This window comes from Candidatus Thiothrix phosphatis, assembly GCF_035668035.1.
Classification (GTDB): domain Bacteria; phylum Pseudomonadota; class Gammaproteobacteria; order Thiotrichales; family Thiotrichaceae; genus Thiothrix; species Thiothrix phosphatis.
The window spans coordinates 78,815-99,050 of the sequence record NZ_JAYMYJ010000145.1 but is presented as its reverse complement, the minus strand read 5'-3'; the positions used below and the strand labels follow the sequence as shown (position 1 = coordinate 99,050).

Genomic DNA, 20,236 nt, shown 5'->3' with positions numbered 1-20,236 from the left:
AAAATCGATAAAAATAATTATCTAGTTAATGCTGGATTCATTACATGTATTGGATTAAGGGGCATTCTATAGTCATACTGATTTTATCAAAGCATTTGTAATATTAATGGTAATTTTGGGCTGGCATACGGCACCTCTCCAGCAGTGGCGCCAACCCACACAACCTGATACCTTATCATGCTCCATAAGGATAATCAGACCCAAGCAATGAAGCCAAGAAGAATTCTCATCACCAGCGCCCTGCCCTACGCCAACGGCCCAATCCACCTCGGCCATATGGTTGAATACATCCAGACTGACATTTGGGCCAGATTCCAACGATTACAGGGCAATGAGTGCCATTATGTCTGTGCTGATGACACCCATGGAACACCGATCATGTTGCGCGCCCAACTGGAAGGGATCACGCCAGAACAATTGATTGCCCGCATCGGTGAAGAACACAAGCGCGACTTTGCTGGGTTTAGGATTGGTTTCGACAACTATTACAGTACGCATTCCGAAGAAAACCGCTATTTTTCCGAATACATCTATAAAGCAGCGCGTGATGACGGCCATATTGAACGGCGCATCATCCGCCAAGCTTATGATGAACAGGCAGGAATGTTTTTACCGGACAGGTTCATCAAAGGCGAATGCCCCCGTTGCGGCGCTGCTGACCAGTACGGCGACAATTGCGAAGTGTGTGGTGCCACTTACTCCCCAACCGACTTGAAAAATGCGGTTTCCGTAATCTCCGGCTCCAAGCCAGTGGAAAAAGAAACCGAACACTATTTCTTCAAATTGGGGCATTTCGAAGCTTTCCTGCGCGATTTCTTGTCCAGTGGCGCGGTGCAAAAGGAAATCGCCAACAAGCAGATGGAATGGTTCGAGTCCGACAACGGCCTGAGCGACTGGGATGTGTCCCGCGACGCGCCATACTGGGGCTTTAAGATTCCTGACACCGAAGACAAATACTTCTATGTCTGGCTGGACGCCCCAATCGGGTACCTCGCCAGCTTCAAAAACCTGTGCGGGCGTACAGGCGTTGACTTCGATTCGTTCTGGCAAAAAGATTCCGATGCAGAGGTATATCACTTCATCGGCAAAGATATCGCCTATTTCCACACGCTATTCTGGCCTGCACTGCTGCATGGAGCCGGGTTCCGCACACCGACTGCGGTCAACTGCCATGGCTTCCTGACTGTCAATGGCGCAAAAATGTCCAAATCGCGTGGCACTTTCATCCAGGCAGAAAGCTACCTCAAGCACCTCAACCCAGAATGGCTGCGTTACTACTTCGCCAGCAAACTCAGCAATGGCGTGGATGACATTGACCTCAACCTTGAAGACTTCATCGCACGGGTGAACAGTGACCTCGTTGGCAAGGTGGTTAATATCGCTTCGCGTTGCGCCGGATTCATCAACAAGCGTTTTGGCAACAAACTGTCAGATGCGCTACCGGACACCGCCTTGTATCAAGAGTTTATCGATGCGTCCGGACATATCGCCGAACTCTACGAAAGCCGCCGTTACAATCAGGCCATGCGGGAAATCATGGCGTTGGCTGACAAAGCCAACCAATATGTTGACGAACAAAAACCATGGGTATTGGCAAAAGATGAACACAAACTGGCGCAAGTACAGGATGTCTGCACTCAGGGCATCAATATGTTCCACGCCATTGTCACTTACCTCAAGCCGGTGTTGCCACAACTGGCGGCAGATGTGGAAAGCTTCCTGAACGCTGGTGAATTGACTTGGGCAACCGTCACGACACCATTGACCCATCATGAAATCAACAAATTTACCGCACTCATGACCCGTGTGGAAACAGCGATGGTGGAAGCCATGCTCGAAGACAATAAGCAAGCCGCACCCCCTACCGCGCCAGAAACTGCCAAGCCTGCTTCCCCTCTGACTGATGACCCGATTAGCCCCGGCATTGAATATGATGACTTCGCCAAAATTGACTTGCGCGTGGCCAAAATTGTTAAAGCCGAACCTGTCAAAGGGGCCGACAAATTGGTGCAACTGAGCCTTGATATTGGCGGGGAAATGCGCAATGTATTTGCGGGCATCAAATCAGCGTATGATCCAGCGGATCTGGAAGGCCGCCTGACCGTCATGGTTGCCAACCTTGCCCCGCGCAAGATGCGTTTCGGCGTGTCGGAAGGTATGGTGCTGGCGGCGGGGCCGGGTGGCAAAGACTTGTTCATCCTGGAGCCGGACAGTGGCGCGGTGCCTGGAATGCGCGTCAAGTAAACTTCACCAGCCCGATAAAGCGATAATAAGCGTAGTGCAATGTTAGGGAATTTTTTCAAACCAAAATGGCAGCATGCCGATGAGAAAGTGCGTATCCAAGCACTGGATTCGCTGGCTGGCGACAGTATTGAACTGATCCGGCTGGCGCAGACAGATCCGCATAGCGCTGTCCGCATGAAAGCCATCGAGAGGCTGACCCATCTGCCAACACTGGTGCAGCTCGGTCATGCGCCAGGCTCCATCGGGGAACGCGCCAAGCAGCGTATTGTTGGGCTGGCCGCCACGGATCGCCACCATGACAATTTACTGGCGGACATATTCCAGTGGCTGCAAACCCCTGACTTGCTGAAAAGCATTGCCAACGACCCTGGCCGTGGCGTAAAACTGCGGCATCAGGCTATCAGCATCATCGATGACCAAGAGTTGCTGTTCACTATCGCCAGCAATGACCCTTCCCGCGAAATCCAATATATAGCTGCAAAGCACCTCCAGGATTTTGAGAAACTGAAAACCCTGGAAAAAACCCATGCAAAAAATAATAAGCGCCTGCGCCAACTGATCAAGGAACGGATTGAAGACGAGCAGCAACATCAGCAGCAACTGGCGGAAATTGAGGATCTATGCACAGAAGCTGAAAATTTAGGTGGCAATGGCTCCTGGGAACAAGACAAGACCCGATTGAAAGTCTTGCAGCAAGGCTGGCGCAAACTGGCCTGCAAGGCTACTGCAACGCAGCAGCAACGCTTCCTCACTGCGGAAGAAACCTTCATGCAACGCTTGGGCGCGCATGAAATGCAGGAAACAAACCTGCGCCCCATCCGCGAAAATCGCCAACAACTGCTATCTGCCGCCACAGAACTGCTACACCAACTACAGGCACACCCCGAACTACTGAATCTCAGCACGCTTGATGCTAATCTTGCCTCCCTGGCGCAAGGCTGGGAGCAGCAAGAAAAGCTGCCTATCGAAGAACAGGCAAAACTGGAAACGGCATGGCGTCAGCAACGCCAGCAAATGATAGGGCTACGCAACGCCATAGCCGATGACTTACAGGCGCTGGAAACGCTCGCCAAACTGGATGAAAAAGCCAATGGGCTGAAAGAACAGAAGCGCCCCATTCACAGCAAGGACATACTCAGCCTGCAAACTGAATGGACTAGCAGCAAACGTCCCCGCGCCATGCGCAACAGGTTGTCAGAACTGGAACAGCACTTCCACCGTTCCATAGCCGCCCTGAACAACCGGCTGGAAAAACAAAAACAACAGCAGGAAAACACCCTACAAGCGCTGCGCGAATCCTTGGCAAAACTGGAAAGCCATCTGGAAAACGAACAATACGGGGAAGCCATTGAAATCCACAAGGCACTGACTGTTGATTTGAAGGAAACCGCGTTACCCAGCAAAGATACCGCCTTCGTTCACCGCCGCCTCCAGATGCTTGCGCCTTTCCTGCGGGAGATTCAGGACTGGCGGCGCTGGGGCACGGATCAAGTGCGCAAGCAATTGATCGAAAGCGCGGAACATTTGCGCGAAGAGGACGATATTGACCCACAGGAGCGCGCCCAGAAAATCCAGACGCTGCGCGAAGAGTGGCGCAAACTTGCGCACATGGAGCCCAGCCAACAACGCGCTTTATGGAAGGAATTTGATTCCACCGTCACCGCCGCTTATGAACCCAGCAAGCAATACTTCGCCAAACAAGCCCAACAACGGGACTCCAATCTTGAACAGCGTCAAGCCATCTGCATCCAGCTAGAAGCGATGGACAACGCAACAGACTGGGTCAACGTCGACTGGCGCAGCCTGCAAACCCAGCTCAACCAACTGCGCAAACAATGGAAAGACATCGGCGCAGTCAGCCATCGGGACTGGAAGGCAATCAATGGGCGTTTCAACGCCGCCATGGATGCGCTGGAAATACATTTCAAGGCCGAACGCGCCCGCAACTGGCAGGAACGCGAACAACTTGTTGCGCAAGCCAAGGCATTACTGGACACAGCGGACACTGCCCAAGCCATTGAACAGGCCAAACGGCTGCAAACCGCTTGGCATATCACCTTGGCCTCCCGCTCATCTGACGAACAACGCTTGTGGAAACAGTTCCGCGAGCCGATGGACATGCTGTTCGCCCGCGCCCGTGAAGAACGCCAACAGCAGCAACAGGAACACAAGACCCAGCTTGAGGAAAACGCCAAGCAAGCGGCTGAACAACGCCAGCGGGAACTCGAACGCCAACAACAGCAATTGGCGGAATTGGATGCGCTGGCCGAGGCATCCTCCCATCACAAGCAGGTGGAAACCAGTGCCGACCAACAGATCGCCAACCGCTCCACAGGGGAATTGCTGTGCCTGCAACTGGAAGTTTTGCTGGGCTTGGAAACGCCTGTGGAGTTTCAACAGGCGCGGATGAAATATCAGGTTTCCCAACTGTCGGAAGCTATGCTCAGCCGTAAGGAAACCAGTAACCCTTCAGCCCGCGCACTACCCCTATTGAAACAGTGGTATGCGCTAGGCGGCATGCCTGCCATCACGTTGGCAGGCCAGACAGCGCGGATCGAAAAGATCAGGCAGGCTCTTCTGCCCTGAAGCAGCGCATCAGATCAGCCAACAGCCGGGTGACCTCACCCGTCATCAGGCTGAATTCAATGTCCAGCTTTTCGGCATGTGTTTGCGGGTCAGCATCCTTGAGGCTGTCCTCCAGCACATCCAAGAAGCGCACCCGGCGGATGGCCAGATCGTCACTGAGCATGAAGCTGATCTTTTCATCCCACACCAGCCCCAGTTTGGATACAACCTTGCCATTGGCGAGGTTTGTCTGCACTTCCTCAGTCGTCAACTCATGGCGCTTGAACACCGCCACCCGCTGTTCATCGCCTTGGCTACGCAGTTCGCAGTCTTCACCCAGCATAAATGGGGCAGGCAAACTGCCCTCCTCCGCCAGCCATTGGGTCATCAGGATTGCAGGACTCAGGTCGGTTTTCGGCGGTGTTGCTGGCAAACTGCCCAAACTACTGCGCAACAGATGCGTCAGGCGTTCACCCTGAGTGGAAGAGGACGTGTTCAGCACCATCCAACCATGCTGCGGGTCGATCCACGCATCCAGTTTTTTGGTGCGGGTAAACGCTTGCGGCAACAGTTCAAACTCGATTTCATCCCGCAAGTCCTGCTTTTCGCGCTTACCGACTTTGCGGCCTTCCTTTTCTTCAATTTCCGCCACGGTCGCTTCCAGTTCCTCACGGATGACGGATGCAGGCAACATTTTTTCCTGGTGTGCCAGCGTGATCAGCATATAACCATTGGCAACGTGCACCAGCTGTTCACTGTTGCGGCCTAACGGGGAAACCCAGCCGCTGGCTTCACGCAGCTCCTTGCCGCAACCGAGAAAAGGCTTGCCCTCAAGGGCGGTGTGCAATTCTTCCGGGGTCAGGGTGAAATCATGGTTCAATTGAAGCAGGTAGAGGTTTTTAAACCACATGGGAGCGCCTTTCTGTTACTTTGCAGGAAGGCGATTATGCCGGAACAGCCCCCAAACTTAAACAAACGGCAGCACGCCAAACTGTTCCCACGGATGCCGCTGCCCCAGCCAGTTTTTCGCCACCGTGCCATACACTTTGCGGAAATCGACGGTATATTGCAGGTTGCCATCGCCATCCAGCTGTTTCAGGTCAGGCCGGTCGCCATAGATCCCCCCCTGCACTTTGCCGCCCATGACCAGTTGCACCGACGCAGCGCCATGGTCAGTGCCCTTGCCATGGTTTTCCTGCACACGCCGCCCGAACTCCGAATAAGTCATCAACAGGACATCATTCCAGCGGCCGCCACGTTGCATCGCCTGGGCAAAGGAATCCAGCGCGCCAGCCAGATGGTTCAGCAGGTTGCTTTGGACATTGGCTTGGCTGGTGTGGGTGTCAAAACCATCCAGCGTCACCATATACACCGTGGCGTCCACGCCGCTGAGGATCATTTTGGCCACCGCCTCCAGGTCGCGGCCAATCTCACTGGTGGAAAAATTCATCCCCAACGCGACCGGACGCTGCAATTTTGTACTCAACTGTTCACCCGCCGCATACAGCTGGTGTTGGACATTGGTCAAATGCGCAAGCACGGGGTTGTTGCCAGCGGGCGGCATATCCTCCAATAACCTGATTTGGCTCAAGAACGTCTGCGGGCTTTCCATTGCAATGGTATGGCAATTCTTCCCCAGCAACGGCCCGCTGTTGTCGCCAATGACTATCCCATGCAGGCCAGGTTTACAGCCAGGCAATAACGTTCCCAGCCAACCACTATCGGCATAACTGCCAGAGTCGACGGCGGTTTCCCAAATGTCGATGGAGCGGAAATGGGAAAGATCCGGATGCGGGTAGCCTATCCCTTGCACCCAAGCCAAATTGCCTTTGCCCCACCATGGCTGGAGCGCCTTGAGGTAAGGGTTCAAGCCGTAATTTTGCCCAATGTCCAGCACCTGATGCTTGGGGATGCCAATGGTTGGGCGGTACTGGTAATACAATGGGTCAGTGTAAGGCACCAGGGTATTGAGCCCGTCGTTACCACCCGCCAACTTGACCAGCACCAAGATGCGTTGGTTGCCCTTGGCTTCCCCTGGAGCCGCCAATGCCTGGATAGGCAAAGAACCCAACAATGGCAGCAAGGCTGCCATGCCCAAAAATTCTCGACGATTCATTCAGAACATATCCGCATCATGTTTCAGGACACCTGGAAAGCCGGGTCAAGCAGCAACGAACGCACCAAGCGCCGCGCTCCCGGTATTGTCGGCAATGGCTTGAGCGGCTTGACCGGCAACATCCACTCGACTAATTGTTCATCGGGCGCGGCAGGCAGTTTAAGATTTGTTGCAACATTTTCATTCAGATTGCCACGCGACAATTTTGCCAGATAAGCGTTGCGCACCAGCAAGGTCTGGGTGTTGATCCAGTTATCGCCGCCAGTCCAGCCTTTGACATTGGGAGGGTCAAACAGCTCCTGCCCCAGCAAGCGGCAGAGATTCAGCATTTCCGGGGTGGATTCGCGCGGATACGGGATCATGCGCACAGTGCCAATGACCAATTCCACCGGCGACTTGACCAAGGTGCCACGGTTCTGTTCCGCCCAGAAATCCTCACTGTTCAACAACGTGCGCATCAAGGTTTTGATGTCATAACCCGACTGGCGGAATTGCTGCGCCCAGGCGCTGACAACAGCAGGTTTCGGTTGGTTGCTGACAAATGCCAGCCAGAATTTTTCAGTGATGCGCTCGGCGGTGCGCGGGTGAGCCAGCAAAATATTGATAACGTCATCACCGGAAAAATTACCGGTTTTGCCCAAAAAGGCCGAACCGCCGCCATCATGATGGGCGGTGCGCATCACAAACTTGCCGGTATTGTTATCCACCCCCCAACCCGTAAACGCTTTCGCAGCGGCCTGGACGTCAGATTGGCGGTACTGGCCACGCCCGACCGTGAACAATTCCAGCAATTCGCGCGCAAAATTTTCATTCGGCTGGTCTTTGGTGTTCTGGTAACAATCCAGATACACCAACATCGCCGGATCCCGCGCAATAGCGTGCAATAAATCGCCAAATCTTCCTAGGGCATGTTTGCGCAACAACAGGTTTTGCTGGTAAAGCAGGCTGGGCTGTAAGGTCTTCTGGATGGAGGAGGTAAAATGGTTGTGCCAAAACAACGTCATACGTTCCACAAAAGGCGTATTGGTTGTGAGCATCTGTTCAACCCACCATGCCTGCAAGCGCTTGCCTTCATTTTGCGCGATCGACCACGCGGAATTGCGGCTTTTCATATCATTTAGGCGCATCGGCTCAAGCTTGAACCAAGGCGTCATCGCCGGGGCGGGCTTCAAAGGGGCAGCAGGCGTCAGTAAAACACGCTCCACAGCATTCTGCCGTTCTCGCCCCTCCAATTGTTTGATGCTGTCCCACTCCGCGCCCAGCCCTGTGCGCGATACGAGATGAGCCGCATCCCTAAAAGCAAGTACTCCCATGACCTTACTGCGCTAAAAATAATATTAATAATAACGTAATTAGTGTGCGAATTTAGGTCAAAATTCCATCGAATTGGTGGATTATCGTAATAAGTTTTTCGATTGAATACCGCCAAGCGATACCAAAAAAGCGATAAACGATAACACCGTGGCCGAAATGCTTACCAAAAGTTCAGTGGATTTGCGCAATATCCGCACAGTACCTATTGCGCTTTTACCGAGAACTTTCAAGATGCCTTTGGTTTCAGAGCCATACTTGAAACTAAGCTTTTCCAAACGAGCCAGTTCTTCACCATTATCAACATATTTCAACATGTGTAAAGCATCAGCAGTAGAACTTGCCCTGCGAATGCTGTTGACCTGTTCCACCGTTTGCTTGATCGCGCGGGCGGCTTGCGGGTTGTAGGCTTTCAGCGCTGCGGCACCAATGCCATCCAGATTTTTTTCTGCACGGGCCGTTTGCATGAACATTTTATAATCAAAAACCTCTTTACCCTCACGCAACAGAAACTTCTGGAATTTCGGTGTCAGCCTGCCCGCCCGTGCGGCCAACTTGGTGGTGGAAACCCCACCCTTAGCGGGTGTCGCCGCACCCGCGCTCATCACACTTGCCGCCGTCAGGCCAACGCCAACGCCCGCCAAAGTGACAATCAGCTCATTGACCGGCTCACCCTTGCTGTAAAGCTGGTATTGCTCCCACAAATCCCGCGCATCCCCCACCACCGTGAAATCAGAAGTCACAGCCCCGGCAACGCTGGCGGCGGATTCCCCCTGCCCGTCCAAGAATCCGGCGGCAAAGTCATTGACCGTGCGGCGGGCGCTGTTCAATGGAGATTCCAGACGTTGCAACTCAGGCTCATAGACAGCAGGGTCAACCGCATAGCCGAAGGTTTTCGCCAGCCGCAGATACATGCGCGCGTCCGCAGGATTGTCATCACTGATAGCATCCTGCACCTGCTGGCGTATTTCATCGGCACTGACCTGATGCAGCATCATCTGCGCCACATCCGCCGCCACTTCATCGTATTGCCAATAATCCAGCAAGGCCTTGGCGCTGCCTAACAAAAGCAAAATGGAAATGACCAGCAAGCCAACATTCCAGAATCTCATTACCGGGTCCGGCTTATATTTTTTGGGTGACGCAGCCCCAACGGATCATCCGGGTCAATCCCATCCATGAATGGCTTGCGGCGGTCGTTATTGGTCAATTGGTAAACCTTGCCAATCCAATTGCTGTAAAACACTTTGGCCGTATCACGCCAAGTGTTGTGCAACATCGACAGGAGAAGCTTCTCCGGAAAATCCGGCAACGGTTTGCCCAGCCGTTTGGCGCTTTCCTGTGCCATCCGGTATTCATTGAGGATCGCCTTGGCCTTGGGGCGCAAATAATTCTGCGGGAATGGCGGATAATCTGCGCGCACACCATCAAACCAGCGGGTGACTTCGCGCCGGTACTCCTTCAACAGGCTGATCGCATCGTATTCCGGATGCCCCTGCAAAAACACCATGCGGAACAGGTCGGAGCTGACCGCCATGTGCACGCCGGCCTCATCGCTTTCCACCAACACCTGCACGCCGATGGCCTCCAACGGTTCGCGGTCAATCTGGTTGAAGCGGGAATGCGGCACATCGAAACGGGTGTTGAGGTCATTCACCAGCGGGTGTTCCGGCATGGTGACGGCATGGCTGTACACGCCCCAGCGCTTGAAACCGAGCGGGCGGCGGCGGACATCCCACAAGTGCTGCACCAGTGCATGGCTGGCAAGGCAGGAACACAACGTGGAGGTGACATTTTGCTGCGCCCACGCCACCACTTCGCACAAACCATCCCAGAATGGCTCATCTTCCAGGTGCTGCGCCACCGGGTTCGCGCCGGTGATGATCAGCGCATCCAGCCCCTGATCCTGAAGGTTCCCGAAGGTGTCGTAATACTGGCTGATGTGCGCCTGCGCCTTGTCGCCACGCGGCAAGCCTTCCAGCGTGAAGGGGTGGATATGGAACTGCGCAATCAGGTTGGACTCACCCACCAGCCGGAAGAATTGCCGTTCGGTCGCCTCCAGCGCCGCATCCGGCATCATGTTGAGGAAACCGATATGCAGTTCGCGGATGTCCTGATTGAAAGCGTAATCTTCACTCAGGACGGTCTGCCCTTCCTGCCTAAGCCGCTCGAACGTCGGCAGTTTGGTGTGTGCGACTAATGGCATTTGTTTCCCTTCACCTCTTCGTCATGGCTGGTGGCGGCTGATGGCAAGCTCGACCAACGCATTGAAATCACGTTCATTACGCACTTGGGCGACCTCCTCCGACGTCACCGTATAACCGTAATCGCGGGCAATCGCCTCATAACGGGGAATGCGCGAATGGAACAGGCGCGGGAAAACCCAACGGGTAAATTCATCCGGCTCCATTTCAGCCGCGAACTGCAATGCCTGTTCCTGCAAATACACCGCCATGTTTTCACGCAGGAACGTAGGGCGATAATACAATGGCTTCGGATCGCTGCGGGCGCGCTCAATCAGCTTTTGCTCCTCATCCTTGGTCGTCACCTTGATATAAAGGATCAGGGTATGCTCCGCCAACGTCTCAAAAACGGAAGGTTCTTCCAGTTCGCACAGGCTGCCGCCAGCGTCATTGACGAAATGGGAATAGCCGTAAATGAGCTGCGCCTTGCGGATAAATTCCGGCACATCGTGCATCGCCGCAATTTCCGCGTCACGGTATTGCGCCTGGCGTTTCATGAAATCATCCAGCGGCACACCGCCCTGTTCTGGGTTGCCCAGCTTGCCGACAAATGACAGCACCGGCCCAAGGTCATTGACGCGGATGTTGTTGCGGATATAAATCCAGTCATTCTTCAGCAGGTCACGCAGGAAGGGGACTTTCATCGCCTGTTCTTTGATGAGATCCATAATGTCCTCATCCAGGTAGCGCGTGCCAATGCGGTAATCGCCGGAATAATGGAACCAACCGTGACTGCGCAACATGCTGGAAATGTAGGTTTTGCCCACGCCGGACATGCCCAGCAAAGTAATCCGTTTGTGATCCCAATTGCGGTATTGTTCTACGTTCAAACGCACAATGATTCTCCGTGCAGGTGGTTGCCTTGATGGCGGAATACTTTAGCATAACGCTGCTATTTTGCTGTGGTAAACTGCGCGCCCATGAAAATCGGCCCTTACACGCTTGACAACCCGCTCATTGTCGCCCCGATGGCGGGGGTGACTGACCGGCCATTCCGCATGCTGTGCAAGCATTTCGGCGCAGGCCATGCGGTCAGTGAAATGATGACGGTTGAAGCCACCCTGTACGCCCGGCAAAAATCCCTCCACCGCGCCAACTTTGAAGGCGAGCTTGCCCCCATTTCTGCACAAATCGCCGGTTCCGAGCCACAAGCATTGGCAGAGGCCGCCCGTTACCAGGTCGCCAATGGCGCGCAAATCGTCGACATCAATATGGGTTGCCCTGCAAAAAAAGTCTGCCGCAAGCTGGCTGGCTCCGCACTGCTGAAAGACGAAGATCTGGTCAAACGCATTCTGGACACGGTGGTTTCCGCCGTGGATGCGCCGGTCACATTGAAAACCAGGCTGGGCTATGCGAACGGTGAGGAAAACATTCTGCGCGTGGCGGAAATGGCGGAACAGGCAGGCATCGCCGCGCTGGCGATCCACGGGCGCACCCGTGAACAACTGTACACCGGGCAGGCGCGTTACGAGCTGATACGGGAAGTGAAGCGCAAGGCCAGGATTCCGATCATCGCCAATGGCGACATCAATAGCCCGCAAAAAGCCCAACAGGTGCTCACACTGACCGGCGCAGACGCCATCATGATTGGCCGGGCCGCGCAAGGCCGACCGTGGATATTTCGGGAAACCAAGCATTACCTGCAAACCGGGGAACTCCTGCCCCCGCCGCTGGTGGAAGAAATCCGCACAGTGTTGCTGGGGCACCTGGAAGAACTTTATCGGTTTTACGGTGAATATTCCGGCTGCCGCATCGCACGCAAGCATATCGCCTGGTATACGCACGGCTTGCACGACGGCAATGCTTTCCGGCAACACATGTACGCCCAAGAAAACACCACCGCACAAGCCCGCATGGTGGACGCCTATTTCCAGATGCTGCTGGCGCGTGGCGAGCGTTTAAGCTACGCCGCCACCGCCATAACGGACACAGAAAAAGGTTAACCCTCTTCCAGCCCCAGCGCTTCCCGCACCAGCGCCTGTTGCTGCCGCTGGTGCATATACAATGAGCCGACCGCTGGTGCCGCCATCGCCGGACGGCTGACGCACACCACTTCTGTATAATCGTAGGCTTCGAAACGGTGCTTGATGCCATTCCAAGCGCCCTGATTGACCGGCTCTTCCTGGCACCAGATGACGCTTTCAACGCTCGGGTAGTGTTCCATCACATCAACCAGTTCCTGCGCCGGGAATGGATAGAGCTGCTCCAGGCGGACAATGGCAATGTCAGCCAGCCCATTTTTGCGGCGCTCTTCCAACAGGTCGTAGTAGACCTTGCCGCTGCACATAATGACCCGCTTGACCTTTTCCTTGCCGCCCATGACAGCAAGGTCCACATCGTCCAGCACCACTTCAAACTTGCCATTGGTGAACTCCTCCAACTGGCTGACCGCCAGCGGATGGCGCAACAGGCTTTTCGGCGTGAACACCACCAGCGGCTTGCGGTACTTGCGGATCATCTGCCGCCGCAGCATGTGGAACACCTGCGCCGGGGTGGAAGGGATGCAAATCTGCATGTTTTCCTGCGCCGCCAGTTGCACGAAGCGCTCCAGACGCGCGGAGGAATGTTCCGGCCCCTGCCCTTCCAGGCCGTGCGGCAGGAACATGACCAAGCCGCACAAACGTTGCCATTTCTGTTCGCCGGAGCTGATGAACTGGTCAATCACCACCTGTGCGCCGTTCACGAAGTCGCCAAACTGGGCTTCCCAGATCACCAGCGTTTCCGGCTCGGCGGTGGAATAACCGTATTCAAACGCCAACACCGCCTCTTCCGACAGCACCGAGTCAATCACCGTAAACCTAGCCTGGAAATCCGCCACATGCTGGAGCGGAACCCACTGTTCGCGGCGCTTCTGGTGATGCAGCACCGAATGGCGGTGCGAGAACGTGCCACGCCCGCAATCCTGCCCGGACAGGCGCACATCAAAGCCTTCCTCCACCAAGGAAGCGTAAGCCAGCGTCTCGCCAAACCCCCAGTCGGCAGGCTGCTTGCCCTGCCCCATCGCCACCCGTGCCTCCAACACCTTGAGCACCCGCGGATGCACCACAAAATCCGCCGGGATCTGGCTGACCCAGCGCGCTGTCAAGGCATGGATACGTTCAGCGCTGCAAGCCGTCTCAATAGGCTGGCGCCACGGTTGGTCGAGATACGCTTTCCAGTTGGTCTGCAATTCAGGCGGCAAGCTGGAGCGGGTCTTGCTGTTGCAGCAAGTCACGCCGCCATTCGCCAGCTTGGTGCGGTAGGCGTCCACCAAACCTTTGGCCCCGCTGGCGCTGACCACGCCTTCCTCGGCCAGCTTCATGGCGTATTTGGCGCGGGTGGTCGGCAAACTGCGGATGATGTCGTACATGACCGGCTGGGTCATGGTCGGCTCATCGGCTTCGTTATGCCCCAGGCGGCGGTAGCAGACCAGATCAATCACCACATCTTTCTGGAAGGTCTGGCGATATTCCAACGCCACCTGCGCCACGTAAACCACAGCTTCCGGGTCGTCGCCATTGACGTGGAAAATGGGCGCATTGATCATTTTCGCCACATCGGTCGGATAGTAGGTCGAACGGCTGTCGGAAACCGTGCTGGTGGTGAAACCAACCTGGTTGTTGACCACGATGTGAATGGTGCCCCGTGTGCGGTAACCACGCGTTTCCGCCATATTGAAGGTTTCCATCACCACGCCCTGTCCGGCGAACGCCGCATCACCGTGGATGGAAATGCCCAGCACCTGGTCGCCATCCATGTCATGACGGCGATCCTGACGGGCGCGCACCGAACCTTCCATGACCGGGCTGACAATTTCCAGATGCGAAGGGTTGAACGCCAGCACCAGATGCATCGGGCCTCCCGGCGTGCTGATGTCGGACGAATAACCTTTGTGGTATTTGACGTCGCCGGTGTAGCCTTCCTCCATCTTGCCTTCGAAATCGCTGAACAGTTCGCCAGCAGGCTTGCACAGCACATTGGTCAGCACGTTCAGGCGGCCCCGGTGCGCCATGCCGATGACGACTTCCTGCAAACCTTGCTCGCCGCCTTCGTGGATAATGGATTGCAACAATGGGATCAGGCTTTCGCCGCCCTCCAGGCCAAAACGCTTCTGGCCGACATAACGGCGATGCAGGTATTGTTCGAAACCTTCCGCAGACGTCAGGTTCTCCAGCAATTTGCGGCGCTGGGGATGGCTGAGTTTGGTCTTGCCCATATCCAGCTCAATGCGCGCCTGTATCCAGCGCTTTTCCTGGATGTCGAGGATATGCATATACTCAAAGCCGATGGTGCGGATGTAGGTTTCCCGCAAGGCGTGCAGGATGTTGCCCAGCGTCGGCTTCGCCGCGATATTGAAGGAACCAGGGTCAAACACCGTATCCAGCGGCACTTTGTGCAGTTCGTGATGCTCCAGCGTCAATTGCGGCACTTTGACCTTGTAGGCATAGTCGCCGAGCGGATTGGTGTCCGCCTCCAGATGCCCCAGATAACGGTAGGCGTTGATCAGGCGGGAAACATGCAACTGTTCGCTGCGTTGCTCCATCACCTTGCCATTGGAAACATTGCTGATCGGGCTGGCGTCCAAGCGCTGGAAATATGTCAGCCATTGTGGATCCATGCCGTCCGGATCCTGTTGGTACTGGCTGTACAGTTGCTCAAGGAAAATTGCGTGTTCGCCATCGAGAAAAGATTCATCGATACCCTGTTGGTTGCTCATGCGTATTATTCTCCAGCCTGTTGGGAAATGTGTCGTTCTAACCGCTGCGCCTAGATGCTTGTTTCTTGTGTGAGTGGCATTATAGCCCACTGTTGCGGGATTGGTAGCAAGGAAACCCGCATTCAACTTGCCCGAAAAAGATTACACATACCTGATGGCCGTGCTCAGGCATATCTGCGTGGAAGGCTGGAAAAACGCCCTTCCTGTTGGCGGGAAAGGCACTGTTGGTGTTTGTCAGTGAAGGCGCAGGATCAATGCCCCTCCCCGGTTCTGCCTTCCGGGAGGGGGAATGTTGCTTCAGCAAGCCTCATTGCCTTGGGGAAAAGCCCCTATCAATATTCCTGCCGCGCAAACAATTGCTCCAGGCGATGGCGCCAGCGCCACATGCGCTCTTCATGGGTCATTTGCGGCGCACGTTTCAAAGGGCGATGAACCCTGACCCCCTGCCGGAACAGCGAAGGAAATTTGTCATCATACTTGATCGCTTCAATTATCGGATTCATATCAATCACACTCCTGTTTATTTAACTATTAGATGCCCATGAAAAGCATACCGTGCAGATGTGCAGAATGTGTGTAGAGCCGATGGAAGGTTTTATGCGCAGCGGGGGCGTAACCCCGCCACAAAGCGCTATTTGCGATTTCTGGCGACTTCAGGCGCGCGGGTGTTGGCGGCAACTTTGTCGAGAACGCCATTGACAAATTTATGCGCCTGATCCGCCCCGAACTTTTTCGCCAGGTTGACGTATTCGTTAACCACCACTTTATAAGGGGTTTCCAGGTGATTCAGCAATTCGCAAGTCGCCACCCGCAAAATTGCATGCTCAATTGGGTCGACTTGAGACAACTTACGGTCAAGATGCGGCGCGATATGGCTTTCCAGGCCTTCGCCACCTTCCATTGCGCAGCGCAACAGCTTGTGGAAAAACGCTGCATCGGATTTGCGGAATTCCTCCGCCAATTCAGGCTCTTCCTGAAAATACAGGTAAACTTCCTGGAATTCGTTGCCGGTGATCAGCCATTGATAAACGCCCTGCATAGCCAGCCGCCGCGCGACACGGCGACGGGCGATCAGTTGCTGCGAATCCGTGAGAGGTCTGTGTCCCGCCATATTGCGCTTACTTCCTGATCTTTCGCAGTAAAGAAACCATTTCGATGGCGGAAAGGGCCGCTTCTGCGCCTTTGTTGCCCGCTTTCGTACCGGCGCGTTCAATGGCCTGCTCAATGGTGTCTGTCGTCAGGACGCCGAAAATGACCGGCAATTCATGGCTCAACCCGACTTGCGCCAGCCCTTTGGAGGCTTCGCCTGCCACATAATCAAAATGCGGGGTGCTGCCACGGATAACCGCCCCCAGCGCGATAATGGCGTCATAATCACCGTTGGCGGCCATCGCCTGTGCCACCAGCGGCAGCTCGTAGGCACCCGGCACGCGCACCACATCGATGTCCTGCCCTTGCACACCGCCGTGGCGCTTAAGGGCGTCAACCGCACCCTGCAACAGGCTTTCCACAATAAAACTGTTGAACCGCGCCACCACAATGCCGTATTTGGCTTCCTGTGATGCGAAATCACCTTCGATAACATTGAAGCTCATTACAAATCCCAATTCAGTTTTTAAAGAATGGCTTAAACAGAAGTGAAGGGGTTATTCACTTAACCCTGAATATAATCCACAATTTCCAGCCCAAAACCCGCAATCCCGTGGAAACGCTTCGGCGCACTCATCACCCGCATCCGGCGGACGCCAAGCTCGGAAAGGATTTGCGCACCAATGCCGTAGGTTTTCAATTCAGCCGGTGAAGAGGAAGCATTGTCCTGCACTTCGAGACGGGATTCAAACCCTTTCAACTGATCCAACACATTCTGCGGCTGGATTTGTTCACGCAGAATGACAATGACGCCCTTGCCTTCCTCATGGATGCGCCGCATTGCGCTGCGCAAGGGCCAGCCGCATCCCGGCTCCCGCAAAGCCAGCAGGTCACACAGTTCATTTTCCAGATGCACGCGCACCATAACGTCTTCGTCAGCAGTGAACTCACCCTTGACCAGCGCCAGATGAATGCTGTTCTTGGCCAGTTCCTGGTAAGCGACCAGATGGAAACGGCCTTGTTCGGTCTGCACATCTTTCTCGAAAATGCGCTCGACCGTTTTCTCATTCTGCACCCGGTAACGGATCAGATCCTCGATGGTGCCAATTTTCAGGCCGTGTTTTTCAGCGAACACCTCCAAATCCGGGCGCCGCGCCATGGTGCCATCCTCATTGAGGATTTCCACAATGGTGGCGGCGGGTTCGAACCCGGCCAGACGCGCCAAGTCGCAGCCCGCCTCGGTATGGCCAGCGCGGGTCAGCACGCCGCCCGGCTGCGCCATCAGCGGAAAAATATGCCCCGGCTGCTCAATATCAGTCGGCTGCGCGTTCGGGGCCACGGCGGTGCGGATGGTGTGCGCACGGTCATAGGCAGAAATGCCGGTGGTGACACCTTCCGCCGCTTCAATGGAAATGGTGAAATTGGTGCGGTGCGTCTTGTCAGTTGCGGAAATCATCAGCGGCAGGTTCAATTGCTTGCAACGCTCACGGGCCAGCGTCAGGCATACCAGCCCGCGCCCTTCCTTGACCATGAAATTGATGTCTTCTGGCCGGGTCAGGGAAGCGACCATCAGCAGGTCGCCTTCGTTTTCGCGGTCTTCATCATCGACGATGACAACCATCTTGCCGCTGGCAAGATCTTCAAGGATTTCTTCTGTGGTGTTGAATTGCATGGTTTCTCACTTGATAAAGCCGTTGGCGGCAAGGAATGCTTCAGTAATGCCACCTGCTGTTGGCTGCGCCGCCTGTTCACCCAACAGCAGGCGTTCGAGGTAACGGGCGACGACATCCACCTCCAGGTTGACCCTGGAGCCGCTGCGGTAAGCGGCGATGATGGTTTCCTGCAAGGTATGGGGCACGATATTGAGTTCGAACGCAGCGCCGTCAACCTTGTTGACGGTCAGGCTGACCCCATCCACCGTGATCGAGCCTTTGGCGGCGATGTATTTGGCAAGGTGATCCGGCGCGCGGATGCTGAAGCGCACCGAACGCGCATCATCATGCCGACCGGTGACTTCACCCAAACCATCCACATGGCCGCTGACCAGATGCCCGCCGAGGCGGGTTTGCAGGGTAAGCGCCTTTTCCAGGTTCACTTTCGAACCCCGGCCAAGGTTGCCGAGGCTGGTCAGTGAAAGGGTTTCGCGGGAAACATCAGCGCTGAAACTGCTGCTGTCGAATGCGATGGCGGTCAGGCATACGCCATTGACAGCAATGCTGTCGCCCAGCGCCACATCGCCCATCCCCAACTTGCCAACGGCGATGGTCAGGCGCAGGTCACCGCCTTTGGGCTGCATGTCGCGGATGGAGCCGACCGCTTCAATGATTCCGGTAAACATCGGGGTTTGTCTCTGGTTCAAGTCAGGTCGGCAATAATACGCCAATCGCCCCCCACTGCGCGAATATCCCGAATGGTCAAGGGCACCCGTTCCTGCATCCGGGTAATGTGCGGAAGATTGAACAGAGGGCGCGCATTGGAGCCCATCAGATGCGGTGCCATGTAGATCACCAGTTCATCCGCCAACCCCTGCCCCACCAGCGCGCCCGCCAGGGTTGCGCCGGTTTCGGCATGGACTTCAGCCACGCCATCCGCCGCCAGCGCGGCCATGACTTCCGGCAACTGCAAGCGTCCGCCTTCGAAGCGGCGGACAACCGCGCCAGCCTGTTCCAGACGGGCGATCTTATCCGCATCATGGTTGCAGGTGCAAATGCAGGTCTGGCCAGGAAGATCCAACAGTTTCGCGGTCAGCGGGAAACGCAGTTTCGAGTCAAGCACAACCCGCAACGGTTGGCGCACCTCGCCCGCAATGCCAAGCTCCGCCGCCGTCAGGCGCACGTTGAGGGACGGGTCATCATGCAGCACGGTATCAATTCCAGTCAGGATAGCGCCCGCCTGCGCCCGCAGGAACTGCACATCGCGGCGCGCCGCCTCGCCTGTAATCCACACGCTTTCGCCGGACGCCATCGCGGTGCGTCCATCCAGACTCATGGCCATCTTCAGGCGGATGAAGGGGCGACGACGCCCCATCAGGGAAATGAAGCCGGGGTTGAGCGCCCGGGCTTCCTGTTCCAGCAGGCCAGAAACGGTTTCGACCCCGGCTTCCCGCAACAACTGCAAACCCTTGCCCGCCACTAACGGATTGGGGTCAACCATCGCCGCCACGACCCGTTTCACCCCCGCCTGCGCCAGGGCGTTGGCACAAGGTGGCGTGCGCCCGTAATGGGAGCAAGGCTCCAGCGTGACGTAAACCGTGGCACCGCTGGCCATCGCGCCCGCCATCCGCAAGGCGTGGACTTCGGCATGTGGTTCCCCTGCCCGCTCGTGCCAGCCTTCGCCAACAATCCGGCCATCACGCACGATGACGCAGCCGACACGGGGATTGGGCTGGGTGGTGTACAAGCCGCGCCGCGCCAGTTGCAGCGCCCGCGCCATATAACGGTGGTCGTCGGCGGTAAAACTCATGATTTGCCAGGAATGCGCGGCAACAGGTCAATCTGCCGCTTGCGCTGCTCAGGGCTGGGGTCGTTTTCCAGCCGTTCGATCATGTTGCGGAACTCTTCGATGTCATTGAAGCGGCGGTAGACGGAAGCGAAACGCACATAGGCCACTTCATCCAACTGGCGCAATTCATCCATCACCAATTCGCCGATGACGGCGGACATGACTTCGCGCTCACCGCTGATGAGGATTTCCTTGCGGATATGGCCAAGCGCGGCTTCGATCTTTTCAATCGAAACCGGGCGCTTTTCCAGGGCGCGCATAATGCCGCTGCGCAGCTTGTCGTCATTGAACGGCTCACGCGCATTGTTGGACTTGATGACCCTAGGCATGGTCAGTTCCGCCGCTTCGTAGGTGGTGAAACGTTCATCACAAGCCACACAACGGCGGCGGCGGCGCACTTGGTCGCCTTCATTGGCGAGCCGTGAATCCACGACCCGCGTATCATCGGCTCCGCAGAAAGGGCAACGCATC

17 protein-coding genes are annotated in these 20,236 nt (G+C 55.8%); 3 read left to right on the top strand and 14 right to left on the bottom strand.

The features are described from left to right. Nucleotides 1–207: 207 nt before the first annotated feature. Nucleotides 208–2,244, top strand: a complete 2,037-nt coding sequence (gene metG, locus VSS37_RS18195) for a methionine--tRNA ligase (protein ID WP_324697484.1) — start codon at nt 208–210, stop codon at nt 2,242–2,244. Between the two features lie 39 nt (nt 2,245–2,283). Beyond that, nucleotides 2,284–4,830 (top strand): DUF349 domain-containing protein, encoded by a 2,547-nt coding sequence (locus VSS37_RS18190; protein WP_324697482.1) that lies wholly within the window; start codon nt 2,284–2,286, stop codon nt 4,828–4,830. Here VSS37_RS18190 and VSS37_RS18185 read toward each other — a convergent pair. The 6 genes from VSS37_RS18185 to VSS37_RS18160 form a co-directional block, all read right to left on the bottom strand. Continuing rightward, nucleotides 4,808–5,719, bottom strand: a complete 912-nt coding sequence (locus VSS37_RS18185; RefSeq protein ID WP_324697480.1) for a recombination-associated protein RdgC — start codon at nt 5,717–5,719, stop codon at nt 4,808–4,810. The two genes, VSS37_RS18190 and VSS37_RS18185, sit on opposite strands and share 23 nt — an antisense overlap. Nucleotides 5,720–5,776: 57 nt before the next feature. Next, nucleotides 5,777–6,925, bottom strand: a complete 1,149-nt coding sequence (locus tag VSS37_RS18180) for a DUF1501 domain-containing protein (protein WP_324697478.1) — start codon at nt 6,923–6,925, stop codon at nt 5,777–5,779. Between the two features lie 23 nt (nt 6,926–6,948). Next, nucleotides 6,949–8,238 (bottom strand): DUF1800 domain-containing protein, encoded by a 1,290-nt coding sequence (locus VSS37_RS18175; protein WP_324697476.1) that lies wholly within the window; start codon nt 8,236–8,238, stop codon nt 6,949–6,951. Nucleotides 8,239–8,319: 81 nt separating this feature from the next. Next, nucleotides 8,320–9,348 carry a hypothetical protein gene (locus VSS37_RS18170; RefSeq protein ID WP_324697474.1) on the bottom strand — a complete coding sequence of 343 codons (1,029 nt, stop codon included), beginning with the start codon at nt 9,346–9,348 and terminating at the stop codon, nt 8,320–8,322. Further along, nucleotides 9,348–10,442 (bottom strand): homoserine O-succinyltransferase MetA, encoded by a 1,095-nt coding sequence (gene metA, locus VSS37_RS18165; protein ID WP_324697472.1) that lies wholly within the window; start codon nt 10,440–10,442, stop codon nt 9,348–9,350. Before metA ends, VSS37_RS18170 begins: the two co-directional genes overlap by 1 nt. A gap of 21 nt (nt 10,443–10,463) precedes the next feature. After that, nucleotides 10,464–11,315, bottom strand: coding sequence for an ATPase (locus tag VSS37_RS18160; protein WP_324697471.1), 852 nt, complete (start codon nt 11,313–11,315; stop codon nt 10,464–10,466). An 84-nt stretch (nt 11,316–11,399) separates the two neighbouring features. Between VSS37_RS18160 and dusB the strand changes: the two genes are divergently transcribed. Next, complete coding sequence (dusB, locus tag VSS37_RS18155; protein WP_324697469.1) at nt 11,400–12,422, top strand: tRNA dihydrouridine synthase DusB; 1,023 nt, start codon at nt 11,400–11,402, stop codon at nt 12,420–12,422. Here the strand turns inward: dusB and VSS37_RS18150 are convergent. From VSS37_RS18150 to nrdR, 8 genes are all read right to left on the bottom strand, one after another. After that, nucleotides 12,419–15,175, bottom strand: coding sequence for a 2-oxoglutarate dehydrogenase E1 component (locus tag VSS37_RS18150; RefSeq protein ID WP_375339152.1), 2,757 nt, complete (start codon nt 15,173–15,175; stop codon nt 12,419–12,421). The two genes, dusB and VSS37_RS18150, sit on opposite strands and share 4 nt — an antisense overlap. Before the next feature lie 332 nt (nt 15,176–15,507). Beyond that, the gene (locus VSS37_RS18145) at nt 15,508–15,678 is read right to left on the bottom strand and encodes a hypothetical protein (protein WP_324697467.1); all 171 of its coding nucleotides are present in this window, start codon (nt 15,676–15,678) and stop codon (nt 15,508–15,510) included. 128 nt (nt 15,679–15,806) lie between these two features. Next, a complete protein-coding gene (gene nusB, locus VSS37_RS18140; protein WP_324697466.1) occupies nt 15,807–16,286 on the bottom strand; it encodes a transcription antitermination factor NusB in 480 nt (159 codons plus the stop codon). 7 nt (nt 16,287–16,293) lie between these two features. After that, nucleotides 16,294–16,770 (bottom strand): 6,7-dimethyl-8-ribityllumazine synthase, encoded by a 477-nt coding sequence (gene ribH / locus VSS37_RS18135; protein ID WP_324697465.1) that lies wholly within the window; start codon nt 16,768–16,770, stop codon nt 16,294–16,296. 59 nt (nt 16,771–16,829) lie between these two features. Further along, a complete protein-coding gene (gene ribBA, locus VSS37_RS18130) occupies nt 16,830–17,936 on the bottom strand; it encodes a bifunctional 3,4-dihydroxy-2-butanone-4-phosphate synthase/GTP cyclohydrolase II (protein WP_324697464.1) in 1,107 nt (368 codons plus the stop codon). 6 nt (nt 17,937–17,942) lie between these two features. Continuing rightward, nucleotides 17,943–18,602, bottom strand: a complete 660-nt coding sequence (locus tag VSS37_RS18125; RefSeq protein WP_324697461.1) for a riboflavin synthase — start codon at nt 18,600–18,602, stop codon at nt 17,943–17,945. Between the two features lie 17 nt (nt 18,603–18,619). After that, nucleotides 18,620–19,726, bottom strand: coding sequence for a bifunctional diaminohydroxyphosphoribosylaminopyrimidine deaminase/5-amino-6-(5-phosphoribosylamino)uracil reductase RibD (gene ribD / locus VSS37_RS18120; protein ID WP_324697460.1), 1,107 nt, complete (start codon nt 19,724–19,726; stop codon nt 18,620–18,622). Then, nucleotides 19,723–20,235 (bottom strand): transcriptional regulator NrdR, encoded by a 513-nt coding sequence (gene nrdR / locus VSS37_RS18115; RefSeq protein WP_324697458.1) that lies wholly within the window; start codon nt 20,233–20,235, stop codon nt 19,723–19,725. The genes ribD and nrdR overlap by 4 nt, the downstream gene beginning before the upstream one ends. Between the last annotated feature and the right edge of the window lies 1 nt (nt 20,236).

What these genes read in the sequence shown, in the direction of transcription:
- metG (WP_324697484.1), top strand. Translation starts at nt 208, where the DNA reads ATGAAGCCAAGAAGAATTCTCATCACCAGCGCCCTGCCCTACGCCAAC.
- VSS37_RS18190 (WP_324697482.1), top strand. Translation starts at nt 2,284, where the DNA reads ATGTTAGGGAATTTTTTCAAACCAAAATGGCAGCATGCCGATGAGAAA.
- VSS37_RS18185 (WP_324697480.1), bottom strand. Translation starts at nt 5,719, where the DNA reads ATGTGGTTTAAAAACCTCTACCTGCTTCAATTGAACCATGATTTCACC.
- VSS37_RS18180 (WP_324697478.1), bottom strand. Translation starts at nt 6,925, where the DNA reads ATGAATCGTCGAGAATTTTTGGGCATGGCAGCCTTGCTGCCATTGTTG.
- VSS37_RS18175 (WP_324697476.1), bottom strand. Translation starts at nt 8,238, where the DNA reads ATGGGAGTACTTGCTTTTAGGGATGCGGCTCATCTCGTATCGCGCACA.
- VSS37_RS18170 (WP_324697474.1), bottom strand. Translation starts at nt 9,348, where the DNA reads ATGAGATTCTGGAATGTTGGCTTGCTGGTCATTTCCATTTTGCTTTTG.
- metA (WP_324697472.1), bottom strand. Translation starts at nt 10,442, where the DNA reads ATGCCATTAGTCGCACACACCAAACTGCCGACGTTCGAGCGGCTTAGG.
- dusB (WP_324697469.1), top strand. Translation starts at nt 11,400, where the DNA reads ATGAAAATCGGCCCTTACACGCTTGACAACCCGCTCATTGTCGCCCCG.
- VSS37_RS18150 (WP_375339152.1), bottom strand. Translation starts at nt 15,175, where the DNA reads ATGAGCAACCAACAGGGTATCGATGAATCTTTTCTCGATGGCGAACAC.
- VSS37_RS18145 (WP_324697467.1), bottom strand. Translation starts at nt 15,678, where the DNA reads ATGAATCCGATAATTGAAGCGATCAAGTATGATGACAAATTTCCTTCG.
- nusB (WP_324697466.1), bottom strand. Translation starts at nt 16,286, where the DNA reads ATGGCGGGACACAGACCTCTCACGGATTCGCAGCAACTGATCGCCCGT.
- ribH (WP_324697465.1), bottom strand. Translation starts at nt 16,770, where the DNA reads ATGAGCTTCAATGTTATCGAAGGTGATTTCGCATCACAGGAAGCCAAA.
- ribBA (WP_324697464.1), bottom strand. Translation starts at nt 17,936, where the DNA reads ATGCAATTCAACACCACAGAAGAAATCCTTGAAGATCTTGCCAGCGGC.
- VSS37_RS18125 (WP_324697461.1), bottom strand. Translation starts at nt 18,602, where the DNA reads ATGTTTACCGGAATCATTGAAGCGGTCGGCTCCATCCGCGACATGCAG.
- ribD (WP_324697460.1), bottom strand. Translation starts at nt 19,726, where the DNA reads ATGAGTTTTACCGCCGACGACCACCGTTATATGGCGCGGGCGCTGCAA.
- nrdR (WP_324697458.1), bottom strand. Translation starts at nt 20,235, where the DNA reads ATGCGTTGCCCTTTCTGCGGAGCCGATGATACGCGGGTCGTGGATTCA.